Origin of the sequence: Rummeliibacillus pycnus (genome assembly GCF_044359855.1) — a bacterium.
Classification (GTDB): domain Bacteria; phylum Bacillota; class Bacilli; order Bacillales_A; family Planococcaceae; genus Rummeliibacillus; species Rummeliibacillus pycnus_A.
Window position 1 is genome coordinate 373,825 of sequence record NZ_CP132291.1, and the last position, 25,806, is coordinate 399,630.

27 protein-coding genes and 2 riboswitches are annotated in these 25,806 nt (G+C 35.7%); of the genes, 21 read left to right on the forward strand and 6 right to left on the reverse strand.

Going from position 1 to position 25,806, the window contains the following annotated elements:
* The first annotated feature begins 5 nt into the window (after positions 1 to 5).
* From trpD to trpA, 5 genes are read left to right on the forward strand one after another with little or no spacing between them, the layout of a single operon-like run.
* Entirely contained in the window at positions 6 to 1,040 is a 1,035-nt protein-coding gene (gene trpD / locus Q8X41_RS01835; RefSeq protein WP_397538562.1) for an anthranilate phosphoribosyltransferase, read from the forward strand.
* The gene (gene trpC, locus Q8X41_RS01840; protein WP_397538563.1) at positions 1,037 to 1,828 is read left to right on the forward strand and encodes an indole-3-glycerol phosphate synthase TrpC; all 792 of its coding nucleotides are present in this window, start codon (positions 1,037 to 1,039) and stop codon (positions 1,826 to 1,828) included. Before trpD ends, trpC begins: the two co-directional genes overlap by 4 nt.
* On the forward strand, positions 1,825 to 2,439 hold the full coding sequence (locus Q8X41_RS01845; protein WP_397538564.1) for a phosphoribosylanthranilate isomerase: 615 nt from the start codon (positions 1,825 to 1,827) through the stop codon (positions 2,437 to 2,439). The genes trpC and Q8X41_RS01845 overlap by 4 nt, the downstream gene beginning before the upstream one ends.
* Positions 2,440 to 3,648 carry a tryptophan synthase subunit beta gene (gene trpB, locus Q8X41_RS01850; RefSeq protein WP_397538565.1) on the forward strand — a complete coding sequence of 403 codons (1,209 nt, stop codon included), beginning with the start codon at positions 2,440 to 2,442 and terminating at the stop codon, positions 3,646 to 3,648. It abuts the gene before it with no gap.
* Positions 3,638 to 4,420, forward strand: a complete 783-nt coding sequence (trpA, locus tag Q8X41_RS01855; RefSeq protein ID WP_397538566.1) for a tryptophan synthase subunit alpha — start codon at positions 3,638 to 3,640, stop codon at positions 4,418 to 4,420. The genes trpB and trpA overlap by 11 nt, the downstream gene beginning before the upstream one ends.
* 363 nt (positions 4,421 to 4,783) lie before the next feature.
* On the opposite strand, the gene Q8X41_RS01860 is transcribed toward trpA, so the two are convergent.
* The 4 genes from Q8X41_RS01860 to Q8X41_RS01875 are packed head-to-tail and all read right to left on the reverse strand — an operon-like array spanning position 4,784 to position 7,455.
* Positions 4,784 to 5,614, reverse strand: coding sequence for an energy-coupling factor ABC transporter ATP-binding protein (locus tag Q8X41_RS01860; protein WP_397538567.1), 831 nt, complete (start codon positions 5,612 to 5,614; stop codon positions 4,784 to 4,786).
* Positions 5,611 to 6,402 carry a cobalt ECF transporter T component CbiQ gene (gene cbiQ, locus Q8X41_RS01865; protein ID WP_397538568.1) on the reverse strand — a complete coding sequence of 264 codons (792 nt, stop codon included), beginning with the start codon at positions 6,400 to 6,402 and terminating at the stop codon, positions 5,611 to 5,613. The genes Q8X41_RS01860 and cbiQ overlap by 4 nt, the downstream gene beginning before the upstream one ends.
* Positions 6,389 to 6,697 (reverse strand): energy-coupling factor ABC transporter substrate-binding protein, encoded by a 309-nt coding sequence (locus Q8X41_RS01870; RefSeq protein WP_397538569.1) that lies wholly within the window; start codon positions 6,695 to 6,697, stop codon positions 6,389 to 6,391. The genes cbiQ and Q8X41_RS01870 overlap by 14 nt, the downstream gene beginning before the upstream one ends.
* A complete protein-coding gene (locus Q8X41_RS01875; RefSeq protein WP_397538570.1) occupies positions 6,694 to 7,455 on the reverse strand; it encodes an energy-coupling factor ABC transporter permease in 762 nt (253 codons plus the stop codon). Before Q8X41_RS01875 ends, Q8X41_RS01870 begins: the two co-directional genes overlap by 4 nt.
* A gap of 176 nt (positions 7,456 to 7,631) precedes the next feature.
* A riboswitch (cobalamin riboswitch) is annotated at positions 7,632 to 7,817 on the reverse strand.
* 238 nt (positions 7,818 to 8,055) lie between these two features.
* Positions 8,056 to 8,248, forward strand: a riboswitch (cobalamin riboswitch).
* Positions 8,249 to 8,406: 158 nt separating this feature from the next.
* Between Q8X41_RS01875 and Q8X41_RS01880 the strand changes: the two genes are divergently transcribed.
* The 16 genes from Q8X41_RS01880 to Q8X41_RS01955 are packed head-to-tail and all read left to right on the forward strand — an operon-like array spanning position 8,407 to position 23,192.
* Complete coding sequence (locus Q8X41_RS01880) at positions 8,407 to 8,772, forward strand: (2Fe-2S) ferredoxin domain-containing protein (protein WP_397538571.1); 366 nt, start codon at positions 8,407 to 8,409, stop codon at positions 8,770 to 8,772.
* 20 nt (positions 8,773 to 8,792) lie between these two features.
* Positions 8,793 to 10,466 carry a precorrin-3B C(17)-methyltransferase gene (gene cobJ / locus Q8X41_RS01885; RefSeq protein WP_397538572.1) on the forward strand — a complete coding sequence of 558 codons (1,674 nt, stop codon included), beginning with the start codon at positions 8,793 to 8,795 and terminating at the stop codon, positions 10,464 to 10,466.
* Between the two features lie 16 nt (positions 10,467 to 10,482).
* Complete coding sequence (locus Q8X41_RS01890) at positions 10,483 to 11,391, forward strand: sirohydrochlorin chelatase (protein ID WP_397538573.1); 909 nt, start codon at positions 10,483 to 10,485, stop codon at positions 11,389 to 11,391.
* Entirely contained in the window at positions 11,388 to 12,155 is a 768-nt protein-coding gene (cobK, locus tag Q8X41_RS01895; RefSeq protein WP_397538574.1) for a precorrin-6A reductase, read from the forward strand. The genes Q8X41_RS01890 and cobK overlap by 4 nt, the downstream gene beginning before the upstream one ends.
* Before the next feature lie 11 nt (positions 12,156 to 12,166).
* Positions 12,167 to 12,817, forward strand: a complete 651-nt coding sequence (locus Q8X41_RS01900; RefSeq protein ID WP_397538575.1) for a precorrin-8X methylmutase — start codon at positions 12,167 to 12,169, stop codon at positions 12,815 to 12,817.
* Positions 12,817 to 13,929, forward strand: coding sequence for a cobalt-precorrin-5B (C(1))-methyltransferase (locus Q8X41_RS01905; RefSeq protein WP_397538576.1), 1,113 nt, complete (start codon positions 12,817 to 12,819; stop codon positions 13,927 to 13,929). Before Q8X41_RS01900 ends, Q8X41_RS01905 begins: the two co-directional genes overlap by 1 nt.
* On the forward strand, positions 13,907 to 15,127 hold the full coding sequence (cbiE, locus tag Q8X41_RS01910) for a precorrin-6y C5,15-methyltransferase (decarboxylating) subunit CbiE (RefSeq protein ID WP_397538577.1): 1,221 nt from the start codon (positions 13,907 to 13,909) through the stop codon (positions 15,125 to 15,127). Before Q8X41_RS01905 ends, cbiE begins: the two co-directional genes overlap by 23 nt.
* Complete coding sequence (cobI, locus tag Q8X41_RS01915; RefSeq protein WP_397538578.1) at positions 15,120 to 15,827, forward strand: precorrin-2 C(20)-methyltransferase; 708 nt, start codon at positions 15,120 to 15,122, stop codon at positions 15,825 to 15,827. Before cbiE ends, cobI begins: the two co-directional genes overlap by 8 nt.
* The gene (cobM, locus tag Q8X41_RS01920) at positions 15,827 to 16,609 is read left to right on the forward strand and encodes a precorrin-4 C(11)-methyltransferase (protein WP_397538579.1); all 783 of its coding nucleotides are present in this window, start codon (positions 15,827 to 15,829) and stop codon (positions 16,607 to 16,609) included. The genes cobI and cobM overlap by 1 nt, the downstream gene beginning before the upstream one ends.
* Positions 16,606 to 17,721: a cobalt-precorrin 5A hydrolase gene (locus tag Q8X41_RS01925; RefSeq protein WP_397538580.1), complete on the forward strand. Its 1,116-nt coding sequence runs from the start codon at positions 16,606 to 16,608 to the stop codon at positions 17,719 to 17,721. The genes cobM and Q8X41_RS01925 overlap by 4 nt, the downstream gene beginning before the upstream one ends.
* 20 nt (positions 17,722 to 17,741) lie before the next feature.
* Complete coding sequence (locus tag Q8X41_RS01930) at positions 17,742 to 19,130, forward strand: cobyrinate a,c-diamide synthase (RefSeq protein WP_397538581.1); 1,389 nt, start codon at positions 17,742 to 17,744, stop codon at positions 19,128 to 19,130.
* Positions 19,123 to 19,764: an NAD(P)-binding protein gene (locus tag Q8X41_RS01935; RefSeq protein ID WP_397538582.1), complete on the forward strand. Its 642-nt coding sequence runs from the start codon at positions 19,123 to 19,125 to the stop codon at positions 19,762 to 19,764. Before Q8X41_RS01930 ends, Q8X41_RS01935 begins: the two co-directional genes overlap by 8 nt.
* Positions 19,761 to 20,525 carry a uroporphyrinogen-III C-methyltransferase gene (cobA, locus tag Q8X41_RS01940; protein ID WP_397538583.1) on the forward strand — a complete coding sequence of 255 codons (765 nt, stop codon included), beginning with the start codon at positions 19,761 to 19,763 and terminating at the stop codon, positions 20,523 to 20,525. Before Q8X41_RS01935 ends, cobA begins: the two co-directional genes overlap by 4 nt.
* 12 nt (positions 20,526 to 20,537) lie before the next feature.
* On the forward strand, positions 20,538 to 21,101 hold the full coding sequence (locus tag Q8X41_RS01945) for a nitroreductase (protein WP_397538584.1): 564 nt from the start codon (positions 20,538 to 20,540) through the stop codon (positions 21,099 to 21,101).
* 16 nt (positions 21,102 to 21,117) lie between these two features.
* The gene (locus Q8X41_RS01950; RefSeq protein WP_397538585.1) at positions 21,118 to 21,654 is read left to right on the forward strand and encodes a cob(I)yrinic acid a,c-diamide adenosyltransferase; all 537 of its coding nucleotides are present in this window, start codon (positions 21,118 to 21,120) and stop codon (positions 21,652 to 21,654) included.
* 17 nt (positions 21,655 to 21,671) lie between these two features.
* Positions 21,672 to 23,192 carry a cobyric acid synthase gene (locus Q8X41_RS01955; protein ID WP_397538586.1) on the forward strand — a complete coding sequence of 507 codons (1,521 nt, stop codon included), beginning with the start codon at positions 21,672 to 21,674 and terminating at the stop codon, positions 23,190 to 23,192.
* An 843-nt stretch (positions 23,193 to 24,035) separates the two neighbouring features.
* Here Q8X41_RS01955 and Q8X41_RS01960 read toward each other — a convergent pair.
* Complete coding sequence (locus Q8X41_RS01960; RefSeq protein ID WP_397538587.1) at positions 24,036 to 25,109, reverse strand: saccharopine dehydrogenase family protein; 1,074 nt, start codon at positions 25,107 to 25,109, stop codon at positions 24,036 to 24,038.
* A gap of 463 nt (positions 25,110 to 25,572) precedes the next feature.
* Positions 25,573 to 25,806 carry a hypothetical protein gene (locus Q8X41_RS01965; RefSeq protein WP_397538588.1) on the reverse strand — a complete coding sequence of 78 codons (234 nt, stop codon included), beginning with the start codon at positions 25,804 to 25,806 and terminating at the stop codon, positions 25,573 to 25,575.

A 25,806-nucleotide genomic window follows, 5' to 3' on the forward strand; every position in this document is an offset into this window, starting at 1 on the left:
GAGAGATGAGTATGAGACTAGCGATAGAGAAAGTAAAAGATAAGAAGCATTTATATTATGAGGAAATGTTAGATGCTTCTATTAAAATGTTCCATGATAATACACCTCTTGAAGAAATAGAAGAGTTATTAATCGCATTATCTAAAAAAGGTGAGACTGCACAAGAAGTTGCAGCGCTTGCCACAGTCATGAAATCTTTTGCAATAGAGGTACCAGTACCAGGAGAACGTTACATGGATAATTGCGGAACAGGTGGGGATGGATGCAATAGCTTTAATATCAGTACAACTTCAGCACTTGTATTAGCCGCAGCTGGCGCGAAGGTTACAAAACATGGTAACCGCAAAATCTCAAGTGCAGCTGGTAGTTCGGATGTATTGGAAGCATTAGGGATTCATACTGATTTCACTATTGCGGAAACACTTGAATTATTGGAAAAAGAAAACGTAACATTCCTATACGCACCAAATGTGCATCCGAAATTAAAACGAATCGGTCAAGTAAGAAGAAAAATTGGAAAACCGACAATCTTTAATCTAGTTGGACCTTTAACGAATCCTGTTGATTTAGAAACTCAATTCACAGGTATTTATCGGCGGGATTTTCTAATGGAATATGCAAACGTAATGAAAATGCTTGGCCGTAAAAGAGGAATTGTCGTAACCGGTGCAGGCGGTATGGATGAGGCATCACTTGCAGGGCAAAATCAGTTTGTACTAGTTGATCATGATGACTTGATTCCGTTTTCTTTGCGTCCAGAAGATGTTGGATTAAACGAAGCACCACTTGAAGCGATTCGAGGAGGGAATCCAGATGAAAATGCTATTATTTTAAGAAAATTATTAGCAGGTAAACGAGATGCCTATTTTGATGCAGTGGCATTAAATACAGGAATTGGTCTATTTTCATATGGCAAAGTAGATAGAATCCAAGATGGAGTGGAAATGGCAATTGATACTATTTTAACTGGAAAAGCACTCGATAAATTGGATGCAGTGATTGCCTATAGTGAAGCACATCGAAAGGAGAAAATTTCATGACAACAATCTTAGATAAAATCATAGCTGAAAAAGAAAATGAGGTTCAAAGATTGAAAGGATTAACCTTACAACAAAGCTTTGAACCAGAAAAGAGACCTTCACTTTATGAAAAGCTTAAAGGGGCTAATCATTTACAAATCATTTCAGAAATTAAACGGTCGTCACCCTCAAAAGGCATTATTAATAATGTCGTAAATCCTGTAGAGCAAGCATTACAATATGAAAAATCTGGAGCATCTTGCATTTCTGTTTTAACAGATACACCATTTTTTAAAGGAACGTTTGAAGATTTAAAAGAAGTAACGCAAGCTGTTCAAATCCCTGTTCTTTGCAAAGATTTTATCATTGATGAAATTCAAATAGATTATGCAAAAGTAAATGGAGCATCCATCATCTTATTGATTGTTGCTGCACTATCAAAAGAGAAATTAGTATCCCTTTATCGATACGCAATGAAACAAGATCTCGAAATATTAGTTGAAGTACATGATGAACAAGAACTTCTAATAGCTTTAGAAATTGATGCCCGAATTATAGGAATCAACAATCGAAATTTAAAAACATTTGAAGTCGATTTACAACATACAGCAACAATTGCACAACATTTCCCATTTCATGAAAATCGAGTGTTGATTAGTGAAAGTGGTATTAAAACTACAGATGATGCAAAATTTGTTGCTGGTCTAGGAGCAAGTGCAATCCTAGTTGGAGAAACATTAATGCGTAGCGGTGATATTAAAGAAACATTGCAATCTCTTCAAGTTCCAAAAGGTGTTGTGACGCCATGACCAAAGTGAAAATATGCGGTTTGATGAAAGAGGAGAATGTAAAAGCTGCAGTAGATTCAGGTGCCGATGCCATAGGATTTGTTTTTGCCAAAAGTAAAAGGGAAGTTTCAATTGAAACGGCTCATCAATTAGCAAAACAAATTCCTCAACAAATAATGAAAATCGGTGTTTTTGTTGATGCACCTGTTGAAATCATTTTGAAAGCATATAGGGAAGTGCCCCTAGATTTGGTCCAATTACATGGACATGAAACAAACGAAGAAATAAAGAAAGTGGGAGTTCCTACTATTAAGGCATGTTCAGTTAAAAATGAAGAAGATATCGAACGGGCATTATCCTATGATTCAGATTATTTATTGCTAGATGCCCCAGGAATCCAATTTGCGGGTGGAAGTGGTCAGACATTCGATTGGCGTTTATTAAACCATCCAAATTTGAAAAATCGAAAAGTTATTCTAGCAGGTGGATTAAATCCAACAAATGTTGAACATGCAATCGAAATTGCACAACCATATATGGTGGATGTCTCTAGTGGAGTAGAAAACAATGGGCAAAAAGACAATATACTTATCACGAATTTTATAGATACAGTAAAAAGGAGTGTTTTATAAATGGTAAAAGAATTCAATGAACAAAAACCAGGTCGTTATGGTAAATTTGGTGGACAGTTCGTACCTGAAACCCTAATGAAAGCCTTAAATGAATTGGAAAAGGCTTATGATAAAGCAATTGATGATCCTGAATTTCATAAAGAACTACAATACTATCTAAAAGATTACGTAGGACGTGAGAATCCGCTATATTATGCAGAACGTTTAACGAAACAATTAGGCGGAGCAAAAATTTATTTAAAGCGAGAAGACTTGAACCATACAGGCGCACACAAGATTAATAATGCTTTAGGCCAAGTACTTCTTGCAATAAGAATGGGAAAAAAGAAAATCGTTGCTGAAACAGGAGCAGGTCAACATGGTGTAGCAACAGCAACTGTTTGTGCTCTTTTTAATTTAGAATGTGTTGTCTTTATGGGTAAGGAGGATGTTAAAAGACAAGCATTGAACGTATTTCGCATGGAATTATTAGGTGCAACCGTTGTTTCTGTAGATCAAGGTGCTGGTACGCTAAAAGATGCCGTTAATGAAGCGCTTCGTTATTGGGTGACAAATGTTGAAGATACACATTATATTTTGGGGTCTGCGCTTGGTCCACATCCTTTCCCAAGAATTGTACGAGATTTCCAACGAATTATTGGTGTAGAAACTAGAAAACAGATACTCGAAAAAGAAGGTAGACTACCAGAGGCTATAGTCGCATGCCTTGGAGGTGGTAGTAACGCAATTGGTATGTTCCACCCATTTGTTGAAGATCAATCTGTCAAATTATTTGGAGTAGAAGCTGCAGGAAAAGGCATTCAAACTGGACTTCATGCAGCAGCATTTGCTGATTTAAAAGAAGGTGTCTTACATGGTGCATATATGTATTTACTGCAAGATGATAATGGTTTTATACAAGAAGCACATTCCATTTCGGCAGGGCTCGATTATCCAGCAATAGGACCTGAACATTGCTATTTACATGATATTGGCCGTGTTAACTATTCTTCTGTTACAGATGATGAAGCATTAGAGGGATTGAAATTATTATCTCGTGCAGAGGGGATAATTCCAGCTTTAGAAAGTGCTCATGCAATTTATCGGGCTGCTGAAATCGCTAAAGAAATGCAGCCAGAAGAAATACTTGTTATTTGCCTATCTGGTCGTGGAGATAAAGATGTTGAGACAGTAAGAGCTGCATTAGGAGGAGAAAAAAATGACGACTAAACCATTACAACTAGCAATTGAAGAGAAAGTAAAAATAGGGCAAAAGGCATTTATTCCTTACATAATGGCAGGAGATGGGGGACTTAAAGCCATTCGTAAACAAATACTTTTCTTACAGCAAGTTGGTGTAACTGCAATTGAATTGGGAATTCCATTCACAGATCCTGTAGCAGATGGTCCAGTTATTCAAGAAGCAGGGAATCGTGCATTAAAAGAAGGTGTAAATTTAAAAGCGATACTAGATGAAATTGAGCAATTTAAAAAAGAAGTTCATGTTCCTTTAGTTATCATGAGTTATTTAAATCCAATTCTAGCTTTTGGGATAGAAAAATTTATAGCAAAATGCGAAAATGTAGGCATCACTGGTTTGATTATTCCAGACTTACCAATAGAAGAAGCAGATATTATCCAATCCAAACTCACAAAATCACCTATTGCACTCGTTCAACTTATTTCATTAACTAGTCCAATAAATCGTATTGAACGAATTGCAAAAGCTGCAGAAGGATTTATATATGCTGTAACTGTTAATGGAATTACTGGTGTGCGAAATGAATTTGGCCAATCTTTAGATGAACATTTACACAATCTCAAAGAAATCAGTGATATTCCTGTTTTGGCTGGTTTTGGTATTTCAACACCTGAACAAGTCGAGGAAATTGGAGCGATGGCAGATGGGATTATTGTCGGAAGTGCAATCGTAAAAGCCTTCCATGAAGGTAAAGAAGAATCGATTAAGAATTTACTACCAAAAGTGACAGTTGGAGAATAGCAACTTTTTATAATAAAGATAGTAAAGGTGCTGTCTAATCAGCTCTTAATCTAGTAGAAGAAATTAAGTTAGCACTCACACCTTGCATAAAGTGCAAGAACAAACTGAGTCAGACAACACATGTGTCTTATTGTTTATTGATTGTAGAGGAGGATTTCTAGACTCCCGTGGGAAAAGCGTGTCAGCTGAGACCCTGTTCGTAGCGGGTAACGATTTACCATCCTTTTAAGTGGATAAAATGGATGGTAAATTACATGTAAAATTTATATTTCAAATAAGAAGGCTGTTCAAAAGTGAGTTATTCATTCACTATTTGAGCAGCCCTTTTAGACTTTACTTGAAATAGAAGCTATTGGGTAACATTCATTTCAAGAAAGCTATTAATTGTTCTTTTTCTCTTGGAAAATCTTCAATTTTATCAATTACATTTTTAGATTTTAATACCTGTGCCAATTCAAATACCCAAGGCTTTTCTAAATGAGATTTTAATAACAGATGCTCTTGCTCAAAAATACTAAAAGGATCTCCATGATAGATAACTTCTCCACCACTCATAACAATGATTTCATCCGCCCATTCATAAGCAAAATTCACATCATGAGTAGAAAGAATAATGGTTTTATCAAGCTCATGAATCGTATTAAGTAATTGCAAAATTTGCTTTGCATAATAGGGATCTAGTCCTGCAGAAGGTTCATCTAAAATAAACACATCAGGATCCATTGCCAACACCCCCGCAAATGCAACCCTTTTTTTCTGCCCAATACTTAAGAAATGAATGGGTTTATCTTGTAAAGTGGACACTTCTGTTTCAGACATTGCCCATTCAACCATTTCAGTTACTTTTTCAATGGGCCAACCAAGATTTATAGGACCAAACGATATATCTTGACGAACATTTCCAGCAAAAAGTTGAGAATCAGGATCTTGAAAAACAATCCCTACATGGGATCGTAATGCCAGCAATGATTTGCGGTTATATTTCATCGGTTGATTTTGAAAAAGAATTTGCCCGGAAGTCGGTTGCAGAATTCCATTTAAGTGTTGAAATAATGTAGATTTCCCAGCACCATTATTCCCAAGCAATGCAATCTTCTTACCTTTAGCAATTTTCAAAGATAAATTATTTAAAGCTACAGTCCCATCAGCATAACGATGTGTTAAATTTTGAATTTCAAAGAATAAATCATTCAAACTAGAATGCCCCCAAACTGAATGTAGACCGCAATGATTAACAAAATAATAATAAAAATGATCGCCCAATTTCTTGCAGAATATTGGTAAGGATCCTCAAGATAAACCATAGATTCATCGTAACCACGAGAATTCATAGCCATTGATAATTCCTTAGAACGCTGAAAAACATGGACAAATAAAGAAGAAATAAGCATTCCTAAAGAATGCAACCCTCTTTTAATTGAAAGATATCCAAGTCTTGAATTTTGTGATTGGAAAATTTCAAATGATTTCTCTAAAAAAACGAATATAAATCTATACGTAAGTTCGATTAATTCGATCAATAATTGAGGTACTCTACATTTTTTTAATACTTGCATTAAATCATGTACCGGTGTTGTTAAAGTTAAAAAATATAAACAGCTTATACTACTTAACACAGAAAAGAATAATTGAATGCTCATTTTGACACTTTGTGATGAAATATAAACAGACCAATCGAACAATTGAAATTGCCAAATTGCAGTGTGAATAAGCTCAGGGTGTCGGGTAAACGATAGTAAAATACCAAACATACTACTTATTAGGAAAACGCCAGGGATACATAACATTTTTAAATAATATTGCCATGGAATTTTAGCTACCAATATTGTAAGTGAACTCATTACAAAAAATGTGATGAGTGAGATGAGCGCATCTTTTACGGTTAATGAAAATAATAATAGAAAAAAGGATAATACGATTTTTTCTACTGGATGCGTCTTTACGAGGCGATTGATATAAGCATATTGATCAATGAGTAACATGCTTACCTTTGCCTTCTTTACTATCTTCTTTTTTGTGTCTTCCACGTGAGAAGCCGATGAAATAGCCAATAAAACCAGCACCTATAGCAGCTTGTAAACAGAATAATAAACTTTCAATTTCGCCACTTGGCGGTTCCCAAATGTTTGAGAACCAAGGTTTATAGGAAGAATCAATTTTCGTAATTGCTGCTTCAGCCTGATCATCCGATCCACCAAATTCCGCTCCTTTTTGGAAGAACAGTGGCAGAACAGCCAATATGACTACCATCGCGATTAATAATATATTTTTTTTCATGATTGTTCAGCACCTTTCTTAAAGACTTTTAGTGCTTTTAGTTCTGCTAAATTGTATTTTTGTAAGAAGTTCATAATCACAACTGTAAGAATACCTTCACTAATTGCTAAAGGAATTTGAGTGAGAGCGAAAATACTGCTAAATTTAGTGAATGAAGCAAAGAAACCTCCAACTTCAGATGGGAAAGCAAGTGCTAATTGGATAGATGTTACAACATAGGTACCCAAATCGCCAAGTGCAGCAGCCAAAAACACTGCCCAAGAAAATGAGAATCCTATTTTGGTAACACCCTTAAATACACCATATGAAATGAGTGGTCCTACGATTGCCATTGAAAAAGCATTAGCACCCAAAGTAGTTAGTCCACCGTGAGCTAGCAACAAAGCTTGGAATAAAAGTACAATAAAACCTACAATACTCATTGCAAACGGCCCAAATAAAACAGTACCAAGTCCTACACCCGTAGGATGGGAGCAGCTTCCTGTAACGGACGGAATTTTCAATGCAGATAACACGAATGCAAAGGCACCTGACAAGCCTAACATCATTTTTGTTTCTGGGTTTTCCTCAATCGTTTTTCTAATAGAACGGAATCCAATGATTAAAAATGGAATGGTAACAGCCCACCAGAAAATTACCCATTCAACGGGTAAAAAACCTTCCATAATGTGCATGGCAAATGCAGGTTTTGGCACGATTAACAGTGCTAATAGGAAATATATTAGCTTCCAGTTTACTAAATTCTTAAACTTAATCATTTTATCTTTCCTCCATCTTTGTATTCAATTGTTCGTAACTTAACGAGATACACCTCCTAATAAACCAAACAGGACATAAAAAAACACTTCTTCAAACAGAAGAAGTGTTAACGAATAGTAAAATAATGCTTTGCAAAAAAAGCATAGCTATTCTCACACCTATCCTCGTAGGCTGATACAAATCCACACTTTATGGCAGGTCTCCTGGCTTAGAGTCATCATTATGTTTTTACCTTCCCATCGTTGACAGTGGCATTTAAAAACATAACTCGTCTTTACAGTGGCGGGACCGCGTTTGTATTTCACAAACTTCCCTTTTCAGCTAAATCTCAATATTTAGCACCATAAAGTTTATTGAATTGTTAGATTACTAATCTAGTTTAGCATGGTTATATTTTCAATACTACTATATTTTTTACAAAGAAATTTTGCAAAAGAAAGATTGTCATAAAAAAGATAAACTAATATAGTATTTAGAAATTATGTGCATAAATTTAAACATTTATGTTCTGTAAAATGTGCATGAATAAAAATATCTATTTTAAATTGTCTGGAAATAGTATATGATTATGTCAGTTTTTAATTTTACTTTATTATACAATTTCATATTATTTTAAAAGTGCTCTTGTAATTTTACAAAGGGATAATAGGGAAATCGGTTAGAATCCGATGCAGCCCCCGCTACTGTAACATGGATGAAATGATACAAACTCACTGGTCGAAAAAGACTGGGAAGAGATCAGAGTAAGATGAAGTGTAAGCCAGGAAACCTGCTTTTAAAAACGGAAGTACGATACTTTTCGGAGGGAAAGGTAAAGACTATAAAAGCAGAATGTCATTTTATATTTGGCTATTTTCTGAATAATCTAGTTTTTAAACCTTAATTCTTGGAATTAAGGTTTTTTATTTTCCTTTTTTCTCCGTCCTATTTTAATTAATCGGAGGTTGGATATGACAACTTGGAATTTATCTGGTATGAAAAGTCATTTATTCATTTGTAATGGAAGTTCATGCATGAAGAAAGGTGCAGAAGAAATTACGCTCGCAATTCGTGAAGAAATTGCACAACTTGATATGGACGAACAAATCCATACCACTCGAACACGATGTAATGGTCGTTGTAAAGATGCATGCATTGTAATTGCTTATCCACAAGGGAGTTGGTACAAAGCATCAACAACTGATATTGGCCGTGAAATTGTAAAAGATTGTATAGAGCAACAAAATGAACAACATACAATTTATCGTATGGAAAATGGGGAAATGATATTAAATCCAGAGGTTGCGTCCATTACAGGAATCGATAAAAACAAATAATTTGTAAAGGAGAGGTTTGCATGACAACACAAGGGAAACTATATGTCGTTGGTTTTGGTCCTGGGGATTTTAAACATATTACAACGAGAGCAGTGGAAGCGCTTCAGGATAGTGATTTTATCATCGGTTACAAAACTTATGTAGAACTGATCCAAGATTTAATCACAAATGAAACATCAGTGATCAGTACAGGAATGACAGAAGAAGTTTCAAGAGCTCAGGAAGCTGTTCGCCAAGCTGAAGCCGGAAAAAAAGTTGCAGTGATTTCAAGTGGCGATGCTGGAGTTTATGGTATGGCTGGATTAGTCTATGAGGTTTTAATCGAGAAAGGTTGGACTGAAGCAAATGGGGTGCCAGTTGAAATTATCCCAGGTATTTCAGCCATCAATTCATGTGGATCATTGTTGGGTGCTCCTATTATGCATGATTCTTGTACGATAAGTTTGAGTGACCACCTTACACCATGGGATTTAATCGCTAAAAGAGTGGAAGCAGCAGCAATAGCTGATTTTGTCATCGCACTCTATAATCCTCGCAGTGGACGTAGAACGCGCCAAATTGTAGAGGCACAACGTATTCTTCTACAATACAGATCGCCTGAAACACCGGTTGGTCTTGTGAAAAGTGCATATCGTGATCGTCAACATATCATTATTACAAACCTAGAAGAAATGCTAGATCACGATATAGGTATGTTGACAACAGTCATCATCGGGAACTCTGCAACTTTCCTTTATGACAATAAAATGATTACTCCACGAGGTTATCAAAGAAAATATACGTTAAATAGTGAGAAGCAAGCATTAAAACCACATCAACGTTTGAGAGAAGAAGCGGAACCTTGGGCTATGGATCAAATGACTGGTGTTCAACGAGTACAATCTTCAGTAAATGAAAAGATTGAAAAAGATGAGAAGCACCAAATAGTTGAAAACATACGACCTCAATCACCTAAAGTAAGCTCATATAATATGGCTATGGAAGCTTTAAAACGTGTTACTGGTAAACAACCAAAAACAACAAATTATGTTTATCAAGACTTTGAAGAAATTTTCGAATTAGCAGTTAGTCCTGGTGTTGCCAATAAAAAATTCACACCTGAACAAATGCTGACTTTAGCAATGGTTGTTGGCGAAAAAGGTACCATGGAATATACACCGAATCATCAAATCGTATTAAAGATTCCAACTTCAAATCCTGATGCAATTACTGCAAAACTAAATGGTGTTGGATTTTTACTTTCACCTATTGGAGATGTTTTAACCTTAAAGGCTTGTGATTTCTGTGATGGTGAAAAAACAGGTGGCATTCCTTATGCAGAGGAAATTCAAGAAAAATTAGGTGGTCTTCAGTTACCAAAAGAATTAACAATTGGATTCAATGGCTGTGGCATGGCTTGTTACAAAGCTGTTACTGAAGATATAGGAATTATTTATCGTAAAGGGAAATTTGATTTGTTCCTAGGTGCTAAGCCTGTTGGAAGAACAGCTCATGCAGGACAACCTGTGGCAGAAGGCATTGAGCCTGACAAAATTGTTGATGTTATTACGAAAATTATTCAAGAGTATAAACAAAATGCGCATCCAAATGAGCGACTATTTAAATATTTTAAAAGAGTGAAACAAATACAAGGATATGTGTATAAAGATATCGCACCAAAAATTAACATAGAACCCGCACCTTGTGGGGACTGATTATAGGAGGAAAAATATGAAGGCCATTTTATTTGTAGGTCATGGTAGTAGATTAGAGGCAGGTAATGAGGAAGTAACAAAATTTGTAGAGCAGTTAAAACCAACTTTAGATCAAGATTTACTAGTTGAAAGTTGTTTTCTAGAATTTGCAGCACCAGATATTGCACAAGGTATTGACACTTGCGTTGCAAAAGGGGCAACTGAAATTCATGTAGTACCAATTATTCTATTGCAAGCAGGTCATTCTAAAATACATATCCCTGCAGCGATTGATGAAGGAAAAGTAAAATATCCGAATGTGAATATTGTGTATGCTAGACCTCTTGGTGTCCACGAAGGTATTTTTGATATTTTAAAAGAACGTCTTTCAGAAACAGGATACGTTAAAGAAGAAAAAAATGAAGATACTGCCATTCTATTGATCGGACGTGGTGGTAGTGATGTAGACGCAAATAGTGATTTTTACAAAATCTCTCGTATGCTTTGGGAACAATTAGATGTGCTAACAGTTGAATGTGCATTTATGGGCGTTACATACCCAACAGTTGATGAAGGTATCGAGCGTTGTGTGAAACTAGGTGCAAAGAAAATCATCATGCTTCCTTATTTCTTATTTACAGGCATTTTGATGGAAAGAATGCAAGAGATGCGTGAGGGATATGCATCAAAATACACAGAGGTAGAAGTAAAATTAGCGAATTATTTCGGTTATCATACAGCACTTAAAACTGTGTTAAAAGATCGTATTGCTGAATCATTACAAGGTGAAGTGAAGATGAATTGCGATACTTGCCAATATCGTCTAAATGCTGCCGAATTTGTAGAACATCACCATCATCACGACCATGATCATGAACATCACGATCACGATCATCATGATCATAATCACGACCACCACGATCATTTAGTTGGTGCTGAAAAATGATTTTCATGTTAGCTGGTACAAGTGATGCGAGGGAGCTAGCAATAAAACTGGAAGGAAATGGTCGGAAGGTAATAGCAACTGTCGTAACTGAATCTGCAGCTAAAAGTTTAAGTGAAGCTGGTATAAAAACAAATATCGGTCGTTTAACTAAAGAGCAAATGACGGATTTTATCAAAGAAAATCAATTTCAAGCAATCGTAGATGCTAGCCATCCTTTTGCTGAAGAAGCTTCAAAAAATGCACTGTCTGCAGCAGATGCTTCTGGTATTCCATATATTCGCTATGAAAGGGCGAGTCAAACTTTTAGTAACCCACTAGTAACTATGGTTCAAGACTATGAGGAAGCAGCAAAATTAGCTAGAGAAAAACGTGGCGTTATTATGCTGACAACTGGTAGTAAAACGTTAGGAATTTTCACAAAACATTTATTAGGTTTAGAAAATACAAGAGTGGTTGCTAGAATGCTACCAAGACTTGACAATATGGAAAAATGTCAAGCTTTAGGTGTAGAACAAAAAGATATTATTGCAATGCAAGGACCATTCTCGAAAGAGTTAAATATTGCACTTATTCATCAATACAAAGCCACATTAATGATTACAAAAGAAAGTGGCAAAGTAGGATCAGTCGATGAAAAATTAGAAGCCGCACTAGCGTGTGGTATTGAAACGATTATGATTGCAAGACCGAAAATACAATATGAAAATATGCATTCAAGTTTTGAGGGAGTTATAGAAGATTTAGCTTCAAAACTAACTATCTAGGAGGAAATAAAATGGATTTTAAAACAGACTTCAAACCACTTACAGTTGACCCAGATAAAATTTATGAGCATAGCTTTGAAACAATCGCAGAAGAATATGGCCCACATGATTTTACAGAAGATGAGTGGAAGATCATTCGTCGTATTATTCATGCTTCGGCAGATTTTGATTTAGGTCGTAGTGTGATGATTCATCCAGATGCTATTGCAGCTGGGATTAAAGCCATCCGTGCAGGAAAACCAGTAATTGCAGATGTACAAATGATTCAAGTGGGTACCGGACATAAACGTTTCCAAAAATATGGTGGTGATGTTTATTGCTATATTTCTGATGAAGATGTATCTAAAGCTGCAAAAGAAGCAGGAGCTACTCGTGCCATTATGTCAATGCAAAAAGCAGCTCATTTACATGAGGGTGGGATTTATGCAATTGGTAATGCACCAACTGCACTTTTAGAACTTATTCGATTAATTAAAGAAGGCGAAGTAAAACCAGATCTTATCATTGGTATGCCTGTAGGCTTCGTTTCAGCTGCTGAATCTAAAGATGAATTGGCAAAGGTTACAGAGGTACCATTTATTACTAATTTAGGTCGTAAAGGTGGAAGTACGGTAACTGTAGCAGCATTAAATGCCATTTCAATTTTAGCTGATCAAGCTTAATGCAAAAGAAAAATAAAAAAGACCCATCGCAAATGCGTCATGGCTACACAACAGGCGCTTGTGCGACAGCCTGCACAAAAGCAGCGTTAACTGCCCTAATTACTGGTGAAGCACAAGAAACAGCTACGATACATTTACCAATTGGGCGAGACGTAACATTTACAATTGAAAAGAATTCATTTACTGACAAAGCAGTAAGTTGCGAAACAATCAAAGATGGTGGAGATGATCCAGATGCTACGCACGGTGCTTTGATTGTATCAACTGTTAGTTGGCAAGATGAACCTGGTATTTGTTTGGACGGTGGAATTGGAGTTGGTCGCGTGACAAAACCCGGGCTACCAGTAGCAGTTGGTGAAGCAGCGATTAACCCTGTACCTCGCAAAATGCTCTACTCAACAGTAGAAGAAACATTAGCCGAGTTCAAAATAACCCGAGGTGTTAAAGTGATTATCTCAGTTCCAGATGGAGAGGAAATTGCTAAGAACACACTCAATGGTAGGCTAGGTATAATTGGTGGCATTTCAATATTAGGGACAAGAGGCACTGTTGTACCCTTTTCAAGTTCAGCCTACATGGCAAGTATTGTAGAAGCGATTAGCGTAGCACATGCAACCGGAAATGATCATGTAGTCATGACAACAGGTGGTAGAAGTGAAAAATACGCCATGAAACAATATGAAGGATTACCTGAGGAAGCCTTTATAGAAATGGGCGACTTTGTAGGTTTCGCCGTAAAACATTGTAAAAGACTGGGTATAAAAAGAGTTTCTCTAGTAGGTATGATGGGGAAATTTTCAAAAGTAGCACAAGGCGTGATGATGGTCCATTCAAAAAGTGCGCCTATTAACTTTGAATTTTTAGCACAATTAGCAGAAGAGGTTGGAGCAACTAGCGAAATCGTTCAACAGGTTTCAGCTGCGAACACAGCTTCACAAGTCGGAGAGATTATGCTTGAGACTGGTAATAAGCGGTTCTTCGATCATTTATGTGAAGCGTGTTGTACATCCTCATTAAATCATGTAAAAGGTGGCCTCGTAATGGATACCGCTATTTACTCGATGAAGGGTGAATTATTAGGAAGGGCTGATGGAATTGACACAATCGATTAAGTTAATCGGTATAGGAGACAATGGCCTAGCAAGTTTACTACCCCAATATGCTAAGTGGATAGAAGAAAGTGAAGTCCTCATTGGTGGCGAAAGATTGTTAGAGTTCTTTCCTTATTATAAAGGTGAAAAAATCACGGTAAAAAGTGGTTTAAAAAAACTTGTTGAAATTATCCAAAATGAATCAAGAAATATCATCATATTAGCTTCAGGAGATCCACTGTTCTATGGACTTGGGAGCTATCTATCAAAAAAAATCAATTTAGAAGTTTATCCTCACGTAAGTTCTATACAATTGGCGTTTTCTAAAATCGGGGAAAGCTGGCAAGATGCCTATATTACAAGTGTACATGGTCGGTCAATGAAAGGATTAATCCAGAAAATTGATGGCAATGACAAAATTGCGTTATTAACGGATGCAGAAAATAATCCAAGTGCGATTGCTGAGTATTTACTTCAATTTGGGATGACTGAATATAAAGCATTTGTTGCAGAAAACTTACAAGGTGAGAACGAAAGAACAGGCTGGTATTCATTGGAAGATATGAAAGCAAGTACTTTCTCTCCGTTAAATGTTGTGATTTTAAAACGAATTGCACCACCACCTAAATGGGCTCTCGGAATTGCAGATGATGAATTTTCTCAAAGACGTCCTGATAAAGGCTTAATCACCAAAAAGGAAATTCGTGTGCTAAGCCTTCATGCAATGCATTTACAAAAAGATAGCACTGTATGGGATATCGGAACTTGCACCGGTTCGATGGCAATAGAAGCTGCAAAAATTGCTCGAGATGGACAAGTATTTGCAATCGAAAAAAATGAAGGTGACCTTGCAAATTGTATTGAAAATCAACATAAATTCCGTACAGACATCACAGCAATTCATGGCAAAGCACCAGAAGGTTTAGAGATTTTTCCAAATCCAGACGCAATCTTCATAGGTGGAACTGGCGGCAATATGAAAGACTTATTACAAGTTTGCTGTGATCGATTAAATCTAGGTGGTCGAATCGTTTTAAATGCAGCAACTATTGAAAATTTATATAAAGCTCTAGAATTCTTTAAAGAATTGAATTTTGAAACAAGCATCTTACATGCACAATTGTCTCATAACAAACCAATTTTAGGGATGAACCGATTTTCACCATTAAACCCAATTTATATCATTACAGCAGTGCGAAAGGAAGAGAAGAATGACTAATATCGGCACATTATATGGTCTCGGAGTAGGGCCTGGGGATCCCGAGCTTATCACTGTAAAGGCTTTTCGAGTAATTCAAGAAACACCAGTAATTGCGTACCCTCGAAAAAGAAAAGGAAGCAAAAGCTACGCACAACGCATTGTTGATGTTTACATTCAGCCGGGTGAAAAAGAGATGCTTGGTTTAGTTTTTCCAATGACGAAAGACCAAGCGATCTTAGATGCAGAGTGGCGTAATACAGTAGATGTAGTTTACAGCAAATTACAAGAAGGCAAAGATGTAGCATTTGTTACTGAAGGCGATCCACTTTTATATAGTACATTCATTCATATGATGAAATTAATGCAAGAACTTCACCCACATGTTGATGTGAAAACAGTTCCTGGTATCTCAAGTTTTAATGGTTCTGCATCTAGATTAGGTATTGCATTAGCAGATGGAGATGACCATGTTGCAATTATACCGGCACGTGATGACTATGCTGAAATGCGTAAAGCGATTGAAGACCATGATGCAGTCGTGTTTATCAAAGTAGCAAAAGTAATTGACTTAATGATTGAAGTACTAAAAGATTTAAATCTTCTAGATAAAGCATCAGTAGTGACAAAAGTAACTTCTGAAGAGGAAGTCATTTGGTCAATGGATGAGTTAGATGGAGTAGAGCTAGAATACTTAACATTAATGGTGGTGCGTAAATAATGAAGAAAATTTATATTGTCGGTGCAGGTCCTGGAGATCCAGATTTAATCACAGTTAAAGGTCTACATATTTTACAAACTGCGGATGTCGTTATGTACACGGACTCTTTAGTGAATGAAGAACTTATCGCCAAAGCAAAACCTGATGCAGAAGTATTAAAAACGGCTGGCATGCATTTAGAAGAAATGGTTGGAACAATTGTTGACCGTGTAAATGCAGGGAAAACTGTTGCACGTATTCATACTGGGGATCCAGCCATGTACGGAGCAATCATGGAACAAATGGCTTTACTAAAAAAAGAAGATATTCATGCTGAAATTATTCCAGGTGTCAGCTCAGTATTTGCTTCTGCAGCTGCAGTCGGTGCTGAATTAACCATTCCAGATTTAACTCAAACACTAATCCTAACTCGTGCAGAAGGTCGTACACCAGTACCAGAATATGAGAAATTACGTGATCTAGCTGGGCACCACTGTACAATCGCTCTTTTCTTAAGTGCAACTTTAACAAAGAAAATTGTGAAGGAATTACAAGCTGCTGGTTGGACTGATGATACGCCAGTCGCAGTTATACAAAGAGCTTCTTGGCCAGATCAAAAAATCGTAAGAACTACTTTAGTAAATTTAGATGAAGATATGCGCAAGAATGGTATTCGTAAACATGCCATGATTTTAGCAGGTTGGGCATTAGATCCAGCTATCCATGAAAAAGATGAATATCGTTCAAAATTATATGATGCTACATTTACACATGGTTTCAGAAAAGGTGTGAAACCTCAATGATCGAGTTACAAGAAGGAATCATGCCAGAAGTTGACAGGCAAAACCCTTATGCAATCGTAGCAATTACAAAACATGGCGTACAACTTGCGCGGAAGTTACATAGTTCCTTTATCCATTCAGATGTTTACTATATGAGTAAATTTGAACAAGGAGATGAAGAAGCAAAGCATATTCAATTATTTTCAGGTAGTGTTCGAATGCTTCTACCAACTCTTTTCAAACAGTATAAAGGCATCATTCTTATCATTTCACTTGGTGCAGTAGTTCGAATGATTGCACCAATCTTAAAGGATAAAAAAACAGACCCTGCTGTTGTTGTAATAGATGATCGTGGTGAAAATGTAATTAGTGTGCTTTCAGGTCATTTAGGTGGAGCGAACCAATTAACACATGAAGTTGCTCATGTCTTAGAAGCTCGTGCTATTATCACCACAGCATCAGATGTGCAAAAAACAATTCCAGTTGATTTATTTGGTTCACGTTTTGGATGGGAATGGGATTCTGATGAAAAACTAACTCCTGTTAGTGCATCGGTGGTTAATGAGGAGCCAGTTGCTATTGTACAAGAATCTGGTGAAACAAATTGGTGGCATTTGGAAAGCCCTATACCAGAAAATTTTAAAACTTATGCATCCATTCGAGAAGCATTACACGCAAAGCCAAATGCAGCTCTCGTTATTACTCATCGAATTTTATCGGAAGAAGAGGAACAAATTCTTGAAAATGGTGTGCTTTACCGTCCTAAAAATGTTGTAATTGGTATGGGATGTAATCGAGGAACTTCTGCTGAAGAAATTAAACAAGTTATTCAAGATACGTTAAACGAACTTCAAATTTCGATGAAAAGTGTTAAAGCACTTTGTACAATTGAATTGAAAAAAGATGAAGTTGGTTTATTAGAAGTAGTTTCAAAATATGGTTGGGAGTTTGCCTATTATAAACCAGAAGAATTGAACGCACAGAAAATCGAAGCACCTTCAGATACTGTATTTAAATATACAGGCGCATACGGTGTAAGTGAACCGGCCGTAAGAATTTATACTGGTGCAGAAAAGCTAGAGCTAGTTAAGAAAAAATCTGGCAATACTACGATTTCTGTTGCATTAATGTAACGAGTTTAGGAGGAAATAAGATGTCAGCACATAGATTAGTAATTGCTGGTACTGGTAGTGGTGTCGGTAAAACAACATTTACAATTGGACTAATGGCTGCATTACAACAAAAAGGCTATCAAGTACAAGGATTCAAATGTGGACCAGATTATATTGATCCTACATTCCATACTGCAGTTACGGGTAGACCGTCTCGTAATTTGGATAGTTGGATGTTTGATGAAAATACGGTTATTGAAATATTAGAAAGAAACAGTAGGAATGTAGATATTTCTATTATTGAAGGCGTTATGGGTTTCTATGATGGAAAATCGCCTATAGAAGATCGAGGTTCAACAGCTGAAATAAGCATATTAACGAAAAGTCCGGTACTACTTATTGTCAATTGTGCAAGTATGGCTCGTAGCGTAGCTGCTATTGTAAAAGGTTTTCAACTATTAAACGAAAACGTCAATATAGTAGGTGTTATTGCTAATCAGGTTGGAAGTGAAGGACATTATAAAATAGTGAAAGCTGCTGTTGAACAAGAATGTGGTATTCCAGTAGTTGGGTATTTAAAAAAAGAACAGAACATCCATATGCCAAGTCGCCATTTAGGGTTAATTCCTGCAATCGAACGAGGAGAATTACAGCCATACTTCAAAGAATTAGGTGATTTAATCAGTGCAACCGTTGATGTAGAAAAAATATATCAACTATCATCTACTAGTCAACTATCTACCATTCATCCAAGTATGTTCGAACAAAAAATGAATCAACAAGTTAAAATTGCAGTAGCTAAAGACGCAGCATTTAACTTTTACTATGAGGAAAATATCGAATTACTTCAAGCGAATGGGGCAACAATCGAGTATTTCGCACCATTAAAAGGGGAAGTAGTACCTTCTGATGCAGATGGACTTTATATTGGTGGAGGTTTTCCTGAAGAGTTTGCGGACGAACTATCACGACAAACTGCTGTGAGAGAATCCATACATAACGCAATTTCAAAAGGAATTCCAACATTAGCTGAATGTGGAGGTTTTATGTTCCTGACGGAGGAAATTTTCACCACTGATGGAAAATGCTATGAAATGGTAGGAGCTATACCAGGAACTATAGAGATGCAAACCAAAAGAGTCGCATTAGGTTATCGTGAAATTTTTGGTGTAAAAGGGAATTTCTTAATCGGAGAAGGTCAAGAAGCAAAAGGGCATGAATTTCATTATTCAACCTATTCACAACCAGAAAATATCAACTATGCTTATGAAACAAAAAGCCGTTTTAAAAAGCAAGGAGAAGGTTATCTGCATGATAATTTAGTTGCAGGATATACACATTTCCACTTCGCTTCCAATCCACAATTAATTGTTCAATGGATTGAGCATTGTAAAAACTATCAGAAGAAAGCTGTGGATGTAAATGGGTAATTATTATCCAATGATGTTGAATATAGAAAAACGACCTGTTGTAGTTGTTGGCGGAGGTAAAGTTGCTTCACGTAAGGTCGTAAGTCTATTAAAAGCGCAAGCACATGTAACAGTTATTAGCCCGGAACTATCTCCAAAACTCCAAATCTTAGCTGAAGAAAACACAATTCAATGGAGAAAGAAAACCTTTACACCGGATGATTTAATCGATGCATTTTTGATCATTGCTGCTACCAATTCTTCAGAAATAAATGAACTGGTAGCTAAATCAGCTAGTAAACATCAGCTTTGTAATATCGTTGATCATGAAGAGCTTAGTCAATTTATAGTTCCATCAGTGGTTCAACGAGGTCCATTGACAATTGCTGTTTCTACATCAGGTGCAAATCCAAAACTCGCAAAAGAGATAAAAAAAGAATTAGAAGCGCAATATGACGATTCTTATGAAGATTATATATTATTCTTGCAAAAGGCAAGACGTCAAATTATTGATGAAGTAAAGGATTCAAAGCATAAAAGTAATCTCTTAAAAGAGCTTCTAGATTCACAGTTTTTAACATTGACTAAAACAAAACAAATAGAAGAACGTGAACAACTGTTTGAGAAATTAATAAAAAAGGGGACGATTCAATGACTACAGGAAAAGTCTATTTAGTAGGTGCAGGCCCAGGAGATCCTAAACTAATAACTGTATATGGCCTAGAGTGCATTCAAAAAGCAGATGTCATTGCATATGATCGTTTAGTGAATCCATCATTATTAGAACATGCAAAAGATGGCGCAGAACTTATTTTTTGTGGTAAATCCCCAGGTAAACATCATTTCATCCAAGATCAAATTCATGATTTATTGGTTGAAAAAGCACTTGAAGGTAAAATTGTTACACGTTTAAAAGGTGGAGATCCATGCGTTTTTGGCCGAGGCGCGGAAGAAGCAGAAGTATTAGTTGAACATGGTATTGAATATGAAATTGTTCCTGGAATTACAGCAGGTATTGCGGCACCAGCTTATGCAGGTATTCCTGTAACTCATAGAGAGTTTGCTTCAAGTTTTGCGATTGTAACTGGACATGGTCGTGAAGAGAAAGGACAAGATCACTTAAACTGGTATGCATTAGCAAATGGTATTGATACGATTGCTTTTTATATGAGTGTTGGAAATCTTGATTATATTAGTAAAAAGCTTATTGAAAATGGCAAACGTGCAACTACGCCTGTTGCGGTAATTGAATGGGGAACAACAGAACATCAACGTACGATCACAGGAACTTTGGAAACAATTCATGATCTTGTTATTCAAGAAGAATTTCATAATCCCTCGATGGTATTAGTTGGGGAAGTTGTTCAACTACGAGATAAAATTCAATGGTTTGAAAAGCAAACTATTTTAATTTAAGGAGAATCAAATATGACGATTATTGAAGCTATTCAAGAGCGCAGAGCAATTCGAAATTACGCAAATCGACCTGTTGAAAAAGAAAAAATTGAAAAACTGTTAGAAGTAGCTACATATGCACCAAATGACCGATTACGTCAACCATGGCATTTCTATGTGATACAAGGCGAGGCAATGAAACGTTATGAAGAAATGGCAACCGAATACTTACAACAACGTTTTCCGACAAAACCACATTTAGTAGAAAGTTCTTTAAAAGTAGTAACTACTACACCCGTTGCAATTGTTGTTACATCCGCTTTAATTCCAGATAAACCGGATGATACGGAAGATAATATTTTCGCAACTTGCTGTGCAATCCATTCGATGTGGTTAGCAGCACAAGAATTAGATTTAGGCTTTGTTTGGAGAACAAGAGGAGTAGGTTTAGTGCATGATCAACGCATGCATGACTTTATCGGATCACCAGAAAATGAAAAAGTAATTGGTACAATTTTCATTGGTTATCCTGAAGAAGGCACAGAAGTTCCTGCAACTTCAAGAGTTCCTTTTGAAGAGAAAACTACTTGGTTATAAAAAAGGGGAATGGAAAATGGCACGTCAAGGATTATTTTTAATTTACACAGGTGATGGAAAAGGAAAAACAACTGCATCACTTGGTGTTACATTACGAGCAATCGGTAGAGGGTTACAAGTAAAATATATGCAATTTATCAAATCACCTGAACGTACATATGGTGAAGCATTAGCCCTTCGAAAACTCGGTGTAGAAATGGAACAAATGGGCATTGGTTTTACTTGGACTAAGACACCAGAAGAACATCGTGAAGCTTTACGTTTAGCCTGGCAAAAAACAAAGGCTGCACTAGCAGATCCTTCTATTGATTTACTAGTTCTTGATGAATTAAATAATGCTTTATCTATTGATAAATTTCCAATCGATGATGTTCTTCCATTGCAAGAAGTAATCGAGGCTATTCAAAATCGTCCTTCAACTATGCATCTTGTCATCACTGGTAGAAATGCAAAAAATGAATTGAAAGACTTAGCTGATTTAGTATCAACGATTGATGCAACAAAGCATTATTACGAAAGCGGAATACCAGCGGTAAAAGGGTTAGAATTTTAAAGGAAGAAGGTTAGCTTATGGCTGCTAAAGCACTAATGATTCAGGGTACTGCTTCAGATGTAGGTAAAAGTATGATATGTACCGCATTTTGCCGAATTTTTTCTGATGATGGCTTGAAAGTTGTTCCGTTTAAGTCTCAGAATATGGCACTCAATTCATTTGTTACAATTGATGGCGGCGAAATTGGTCGTGCACAGGGTGTACAGGCTGAAGCTGCTAGAGTCGTAGCAACTACAGATATGAATCCCATATTACTGAAACCAAAACAAGATATGGTCTCTGAAGTCATCGTACATGGTAAGCATTTTATGGATATGAGTGCAACAAGTTATCGAAATAATTTTGTTGAACAAGCGATGCCGATTGTAGAACAATCAATACATAAATTACAAAATGAATATGACCTTATTGTATTAGAAGGTGCTGGTAGCCCAGCTGAGATTAATTTAAAGGATCGAGATATAGCCAATATGCGTATGGCTCACGCTACAGATGCTGCTGTGATATTAGTTGCAGATATAGAGCGAGGAGGTATGTTCGCATCAATCATTGGAACATTAGCACTTCTTGATGATTCAGAAAGAGCACGAGTTAAAGGAATCATTATTAATAAGTTTAGAGGAATGCGTGAGTTACTAGATGATGGTGTAGAATGGCTTGAAAAAGAGACCGGGATTCCTGTTCTCGGTATCATTCCTTACATTGATATTAATATTGAGGCAGAAGATTCCTTAGCATTATCCTCTTTACGTTTTAAAAAGCCAAAACAAGATGAATTTGCAATTGATATAGCAATGATTCGTTTACCACGCATTTCTAATTTCACTGATGTTGATCCGTTTTTTGATGAGCCAGAAGTAGGCGTTCGCTTAGTTGGTAATATAAAAGAGCTAGGTGATCCAGATTTGTTGATAATACCAGGTACAAAAAATACAATGGATGATTTACAGTGGTTAAAGGATGAAGGATTTGAAACAGCTATCCATAAACTCGTCGAAAAAGGAACACGTATTTTCGGAATATGTGGTGGCTTTCAAATGCTAGGAAACGCACTTCAGGATCCTCACGCAGTAGAAGGGGATGGAGGAAGTGCAGTAGGCCTTTCATTATTACCAGTGACAACCATATTTAATAAAGTTAAAAAGACCGTACAAATGACAGGGAAAGTTTCTGTAGATGTCTTTGAAAAAGATATGGAATTAACAGGTTATGAAATACATCTTGGAAAAACTGTTATAGAAAATGAAAATTGTTCACCGTTTTTAGCGTTATCAGATGGACGAAATGATGGAGCCGTTACAAAGAATGGACAAATAATTGGGACATACTTTCATGGTATCTTTAATAATCGAGAGTTTACAAGAAAATTGGTAAACGAACTGCGATTTAAAAAGGGACTTGCTCCCATTGATCAGAAAGTAAAGACAGATGCTGAAAGAAGAGAAGCTGCCTATCAATTATTAGCTGAACATGTGAGACAAAATATTGATTTGGAAAAAGTATATAGGATGCTTCAAACTTCTATTCAATCAATTTAACGAAAAATGAGAAAAGACAGAATCCATAAAGATTCTGTCTTTTTAATTAACTGTAAAAGAAATTAAAATTCTGTAACAGCAATATTCAACATTAAATGAATTAGTTATAAAAATGTTAGAAATTGAAGGAACCAATTAGACAAAAAGGATAGTTCGTTTTATATCCGAGTGGAAAACAGCTTACAAATAGGGAGTCAGGATCGATAGGGGCCATGACTTCTACCGCCGTCATTCTCCCACCGATCAATGTCCCATACATAATCGTCCCAGACTTCTGGGATTTCACCGCCACTTGGTAGGGGAACAGTTCTTGTTATTGAAATACTCACAATAACATCAATGACATTTTATATATCATCCTTTTTTTATAAATATTTCATATCAATATCTATATTATGCAATGTACATGTTTTAGTTCATAGCAAAAAAGGAGGCAGTTTTAACTGATTTCTTGGTTGACTATTTTTTTGTTTTCTCTCATTTTAGATTAGTATTCTTGTTAAATTAAAGAAGTACGTTATATTCTTAGCGATTGTAAAGGGAATATTAACGGGGATTCAGAGTTATTATCAGTCCCTTACAAATAACTGATTTAATAGAGTGTGTAATAATTCCATTTTTGGGTAATTTTTAAAGGAAAAGGTGGTGTAAGAACATTCTTGGGGGATTTCATCTTTTTAGGGAGACAGGGTATACAGCTTAGAATAATAATGACAAAAAGGATAGTGAAGCAAAAAAAATAACTGCATCAATCTATCCTTTTTAAAACTTTTTATGACCTCATTTACTACTACAATATCAAAGTATTATCACAACAAATATTAATCCCCATAAATTAACTTCTTATCTATTAAACTCTTTTAGAATGATGTCTTTGCAGTTTATTTCAGAAAGCAATTCATCTAGATCAATTATTTCAAATGGGAAGACTAAACCTTTAAGTTTTTTATGTACTGCAATTTTTGCCAATACGGCTGTAACCATTGCCGTAGTATGATAATCAGAAAAGGTAGATAAGTTTAACGTCTTTATCATTTCTTTATTATCGATTGTACCTTTAACCTCAACAGTAAGAAGAGCTTTTTCATTTTTAGATGGATTATGTTTAACAATTTTTGAAAGGAACTTATTGTTATCTAACTTAACTATAGTATTAATTATCCCAAGTTTTTTTAGAAAGGAGATTAGTTTATTAAAAAAATAGTTATTCCAGGAAGTCCAATAGTTTATTTTATCAATCTTTAGTTTTTGTTTTAGAAAATTCTTTTCAGCATGATTTATTAATCTTACTTCTTTTTCATTGTATTGTTCAAAATGCATCTTTCTTTTTTGGGTGAACCCTAGTATATTTACCATTTTGTTCTCTTCGTAATAATCAACAGGTTGAGAAATGATCTTTAACATGTCTAAAATACCAGAGACTCCAACTTTTGCGTTCGTATTTTGCAGTAATCCAATATTCACTTCCGTTACTTCTTGAAAATTTGAAACGGCTTTTTTAACCATTATTCCAGATAATCCAGGAAAGAATCCAGACATTACAATAGAACAAATCTCATCTTTTTCTGTTTCTTGATATAATGATTGTATTTTCTTTGCAAAATCAGAGAACGGAGTTACATCTATACATGTAATACTGTTATCAATACAAGCTCTTTGAATATCTGGGTTTTGTTGTATTAATACAACGATTACAATGTCGATATTTTTAATTACCTTTGATATATTCTCTTTATTTGTTATATCTAAATGTTGAAATAGAACTTCTTTATTAAAAGACTTTGCTAATTTCTTTCCTCGTTCCTCTTGATAATCTGTTACTACTAAAGTTACTTGATTGTTAAATATTCGAAGTACCTCTTTACAAACTAACCTACCAAGAACCCCAGAGGCACCAACGACCATTACTTTTTGCATAATAATAACCTCTCATTACAAATTTTCTATATATGTACAGCAAAAAAGCTGCCAATTTAGTAAATTATACCATAGACATATTTGACATATTTATTAAAAGCTCTATTAATTCATTTTAGAAGGGACAGGGATTAGTAATTGATTTTATCAATCACTTTAATATCTTTTTCATTCTATTTAAAGGCTTGACCACAGTGTTGCTAGTCAGTCAAGATAATAATAATAGGGGAAGTGGTGAATTGTGCTTATTTTCTTGGTTTCATTGATGTTTCCAATGAAGAAGAGCTTTTATCAAGCTTATGTTAATGCCGAATGGACAATATTTATCAATGGGCAATAAAACAGAAGCGAATACCTATGTATCAAATCTATATATTTTATTGATGACAAAAAAACCAGTTAATATCTTGTCATGATATTAACTGGTTTTGTAAAAAATGCGAACCATCGTATTCAGGGAGATTCAACTAAACCATGCCTTATCTAACTTTTCATAATATGGTTTTAGCTCATTTTTAAGTTGCTGAAAGATTTGAATTTCTCCTTTATCCAATATTTCAATGCAACCATTTGCTTGATGAATTTTCAAATGATAAGGTGCTATGTCTTTAAATATTGATATAAAGCGATAAAATTCTTGGGTATCTAAAACTTTTTCTAGTTCAGTTCCATCCCAGTACCACTTTTGACGATACAC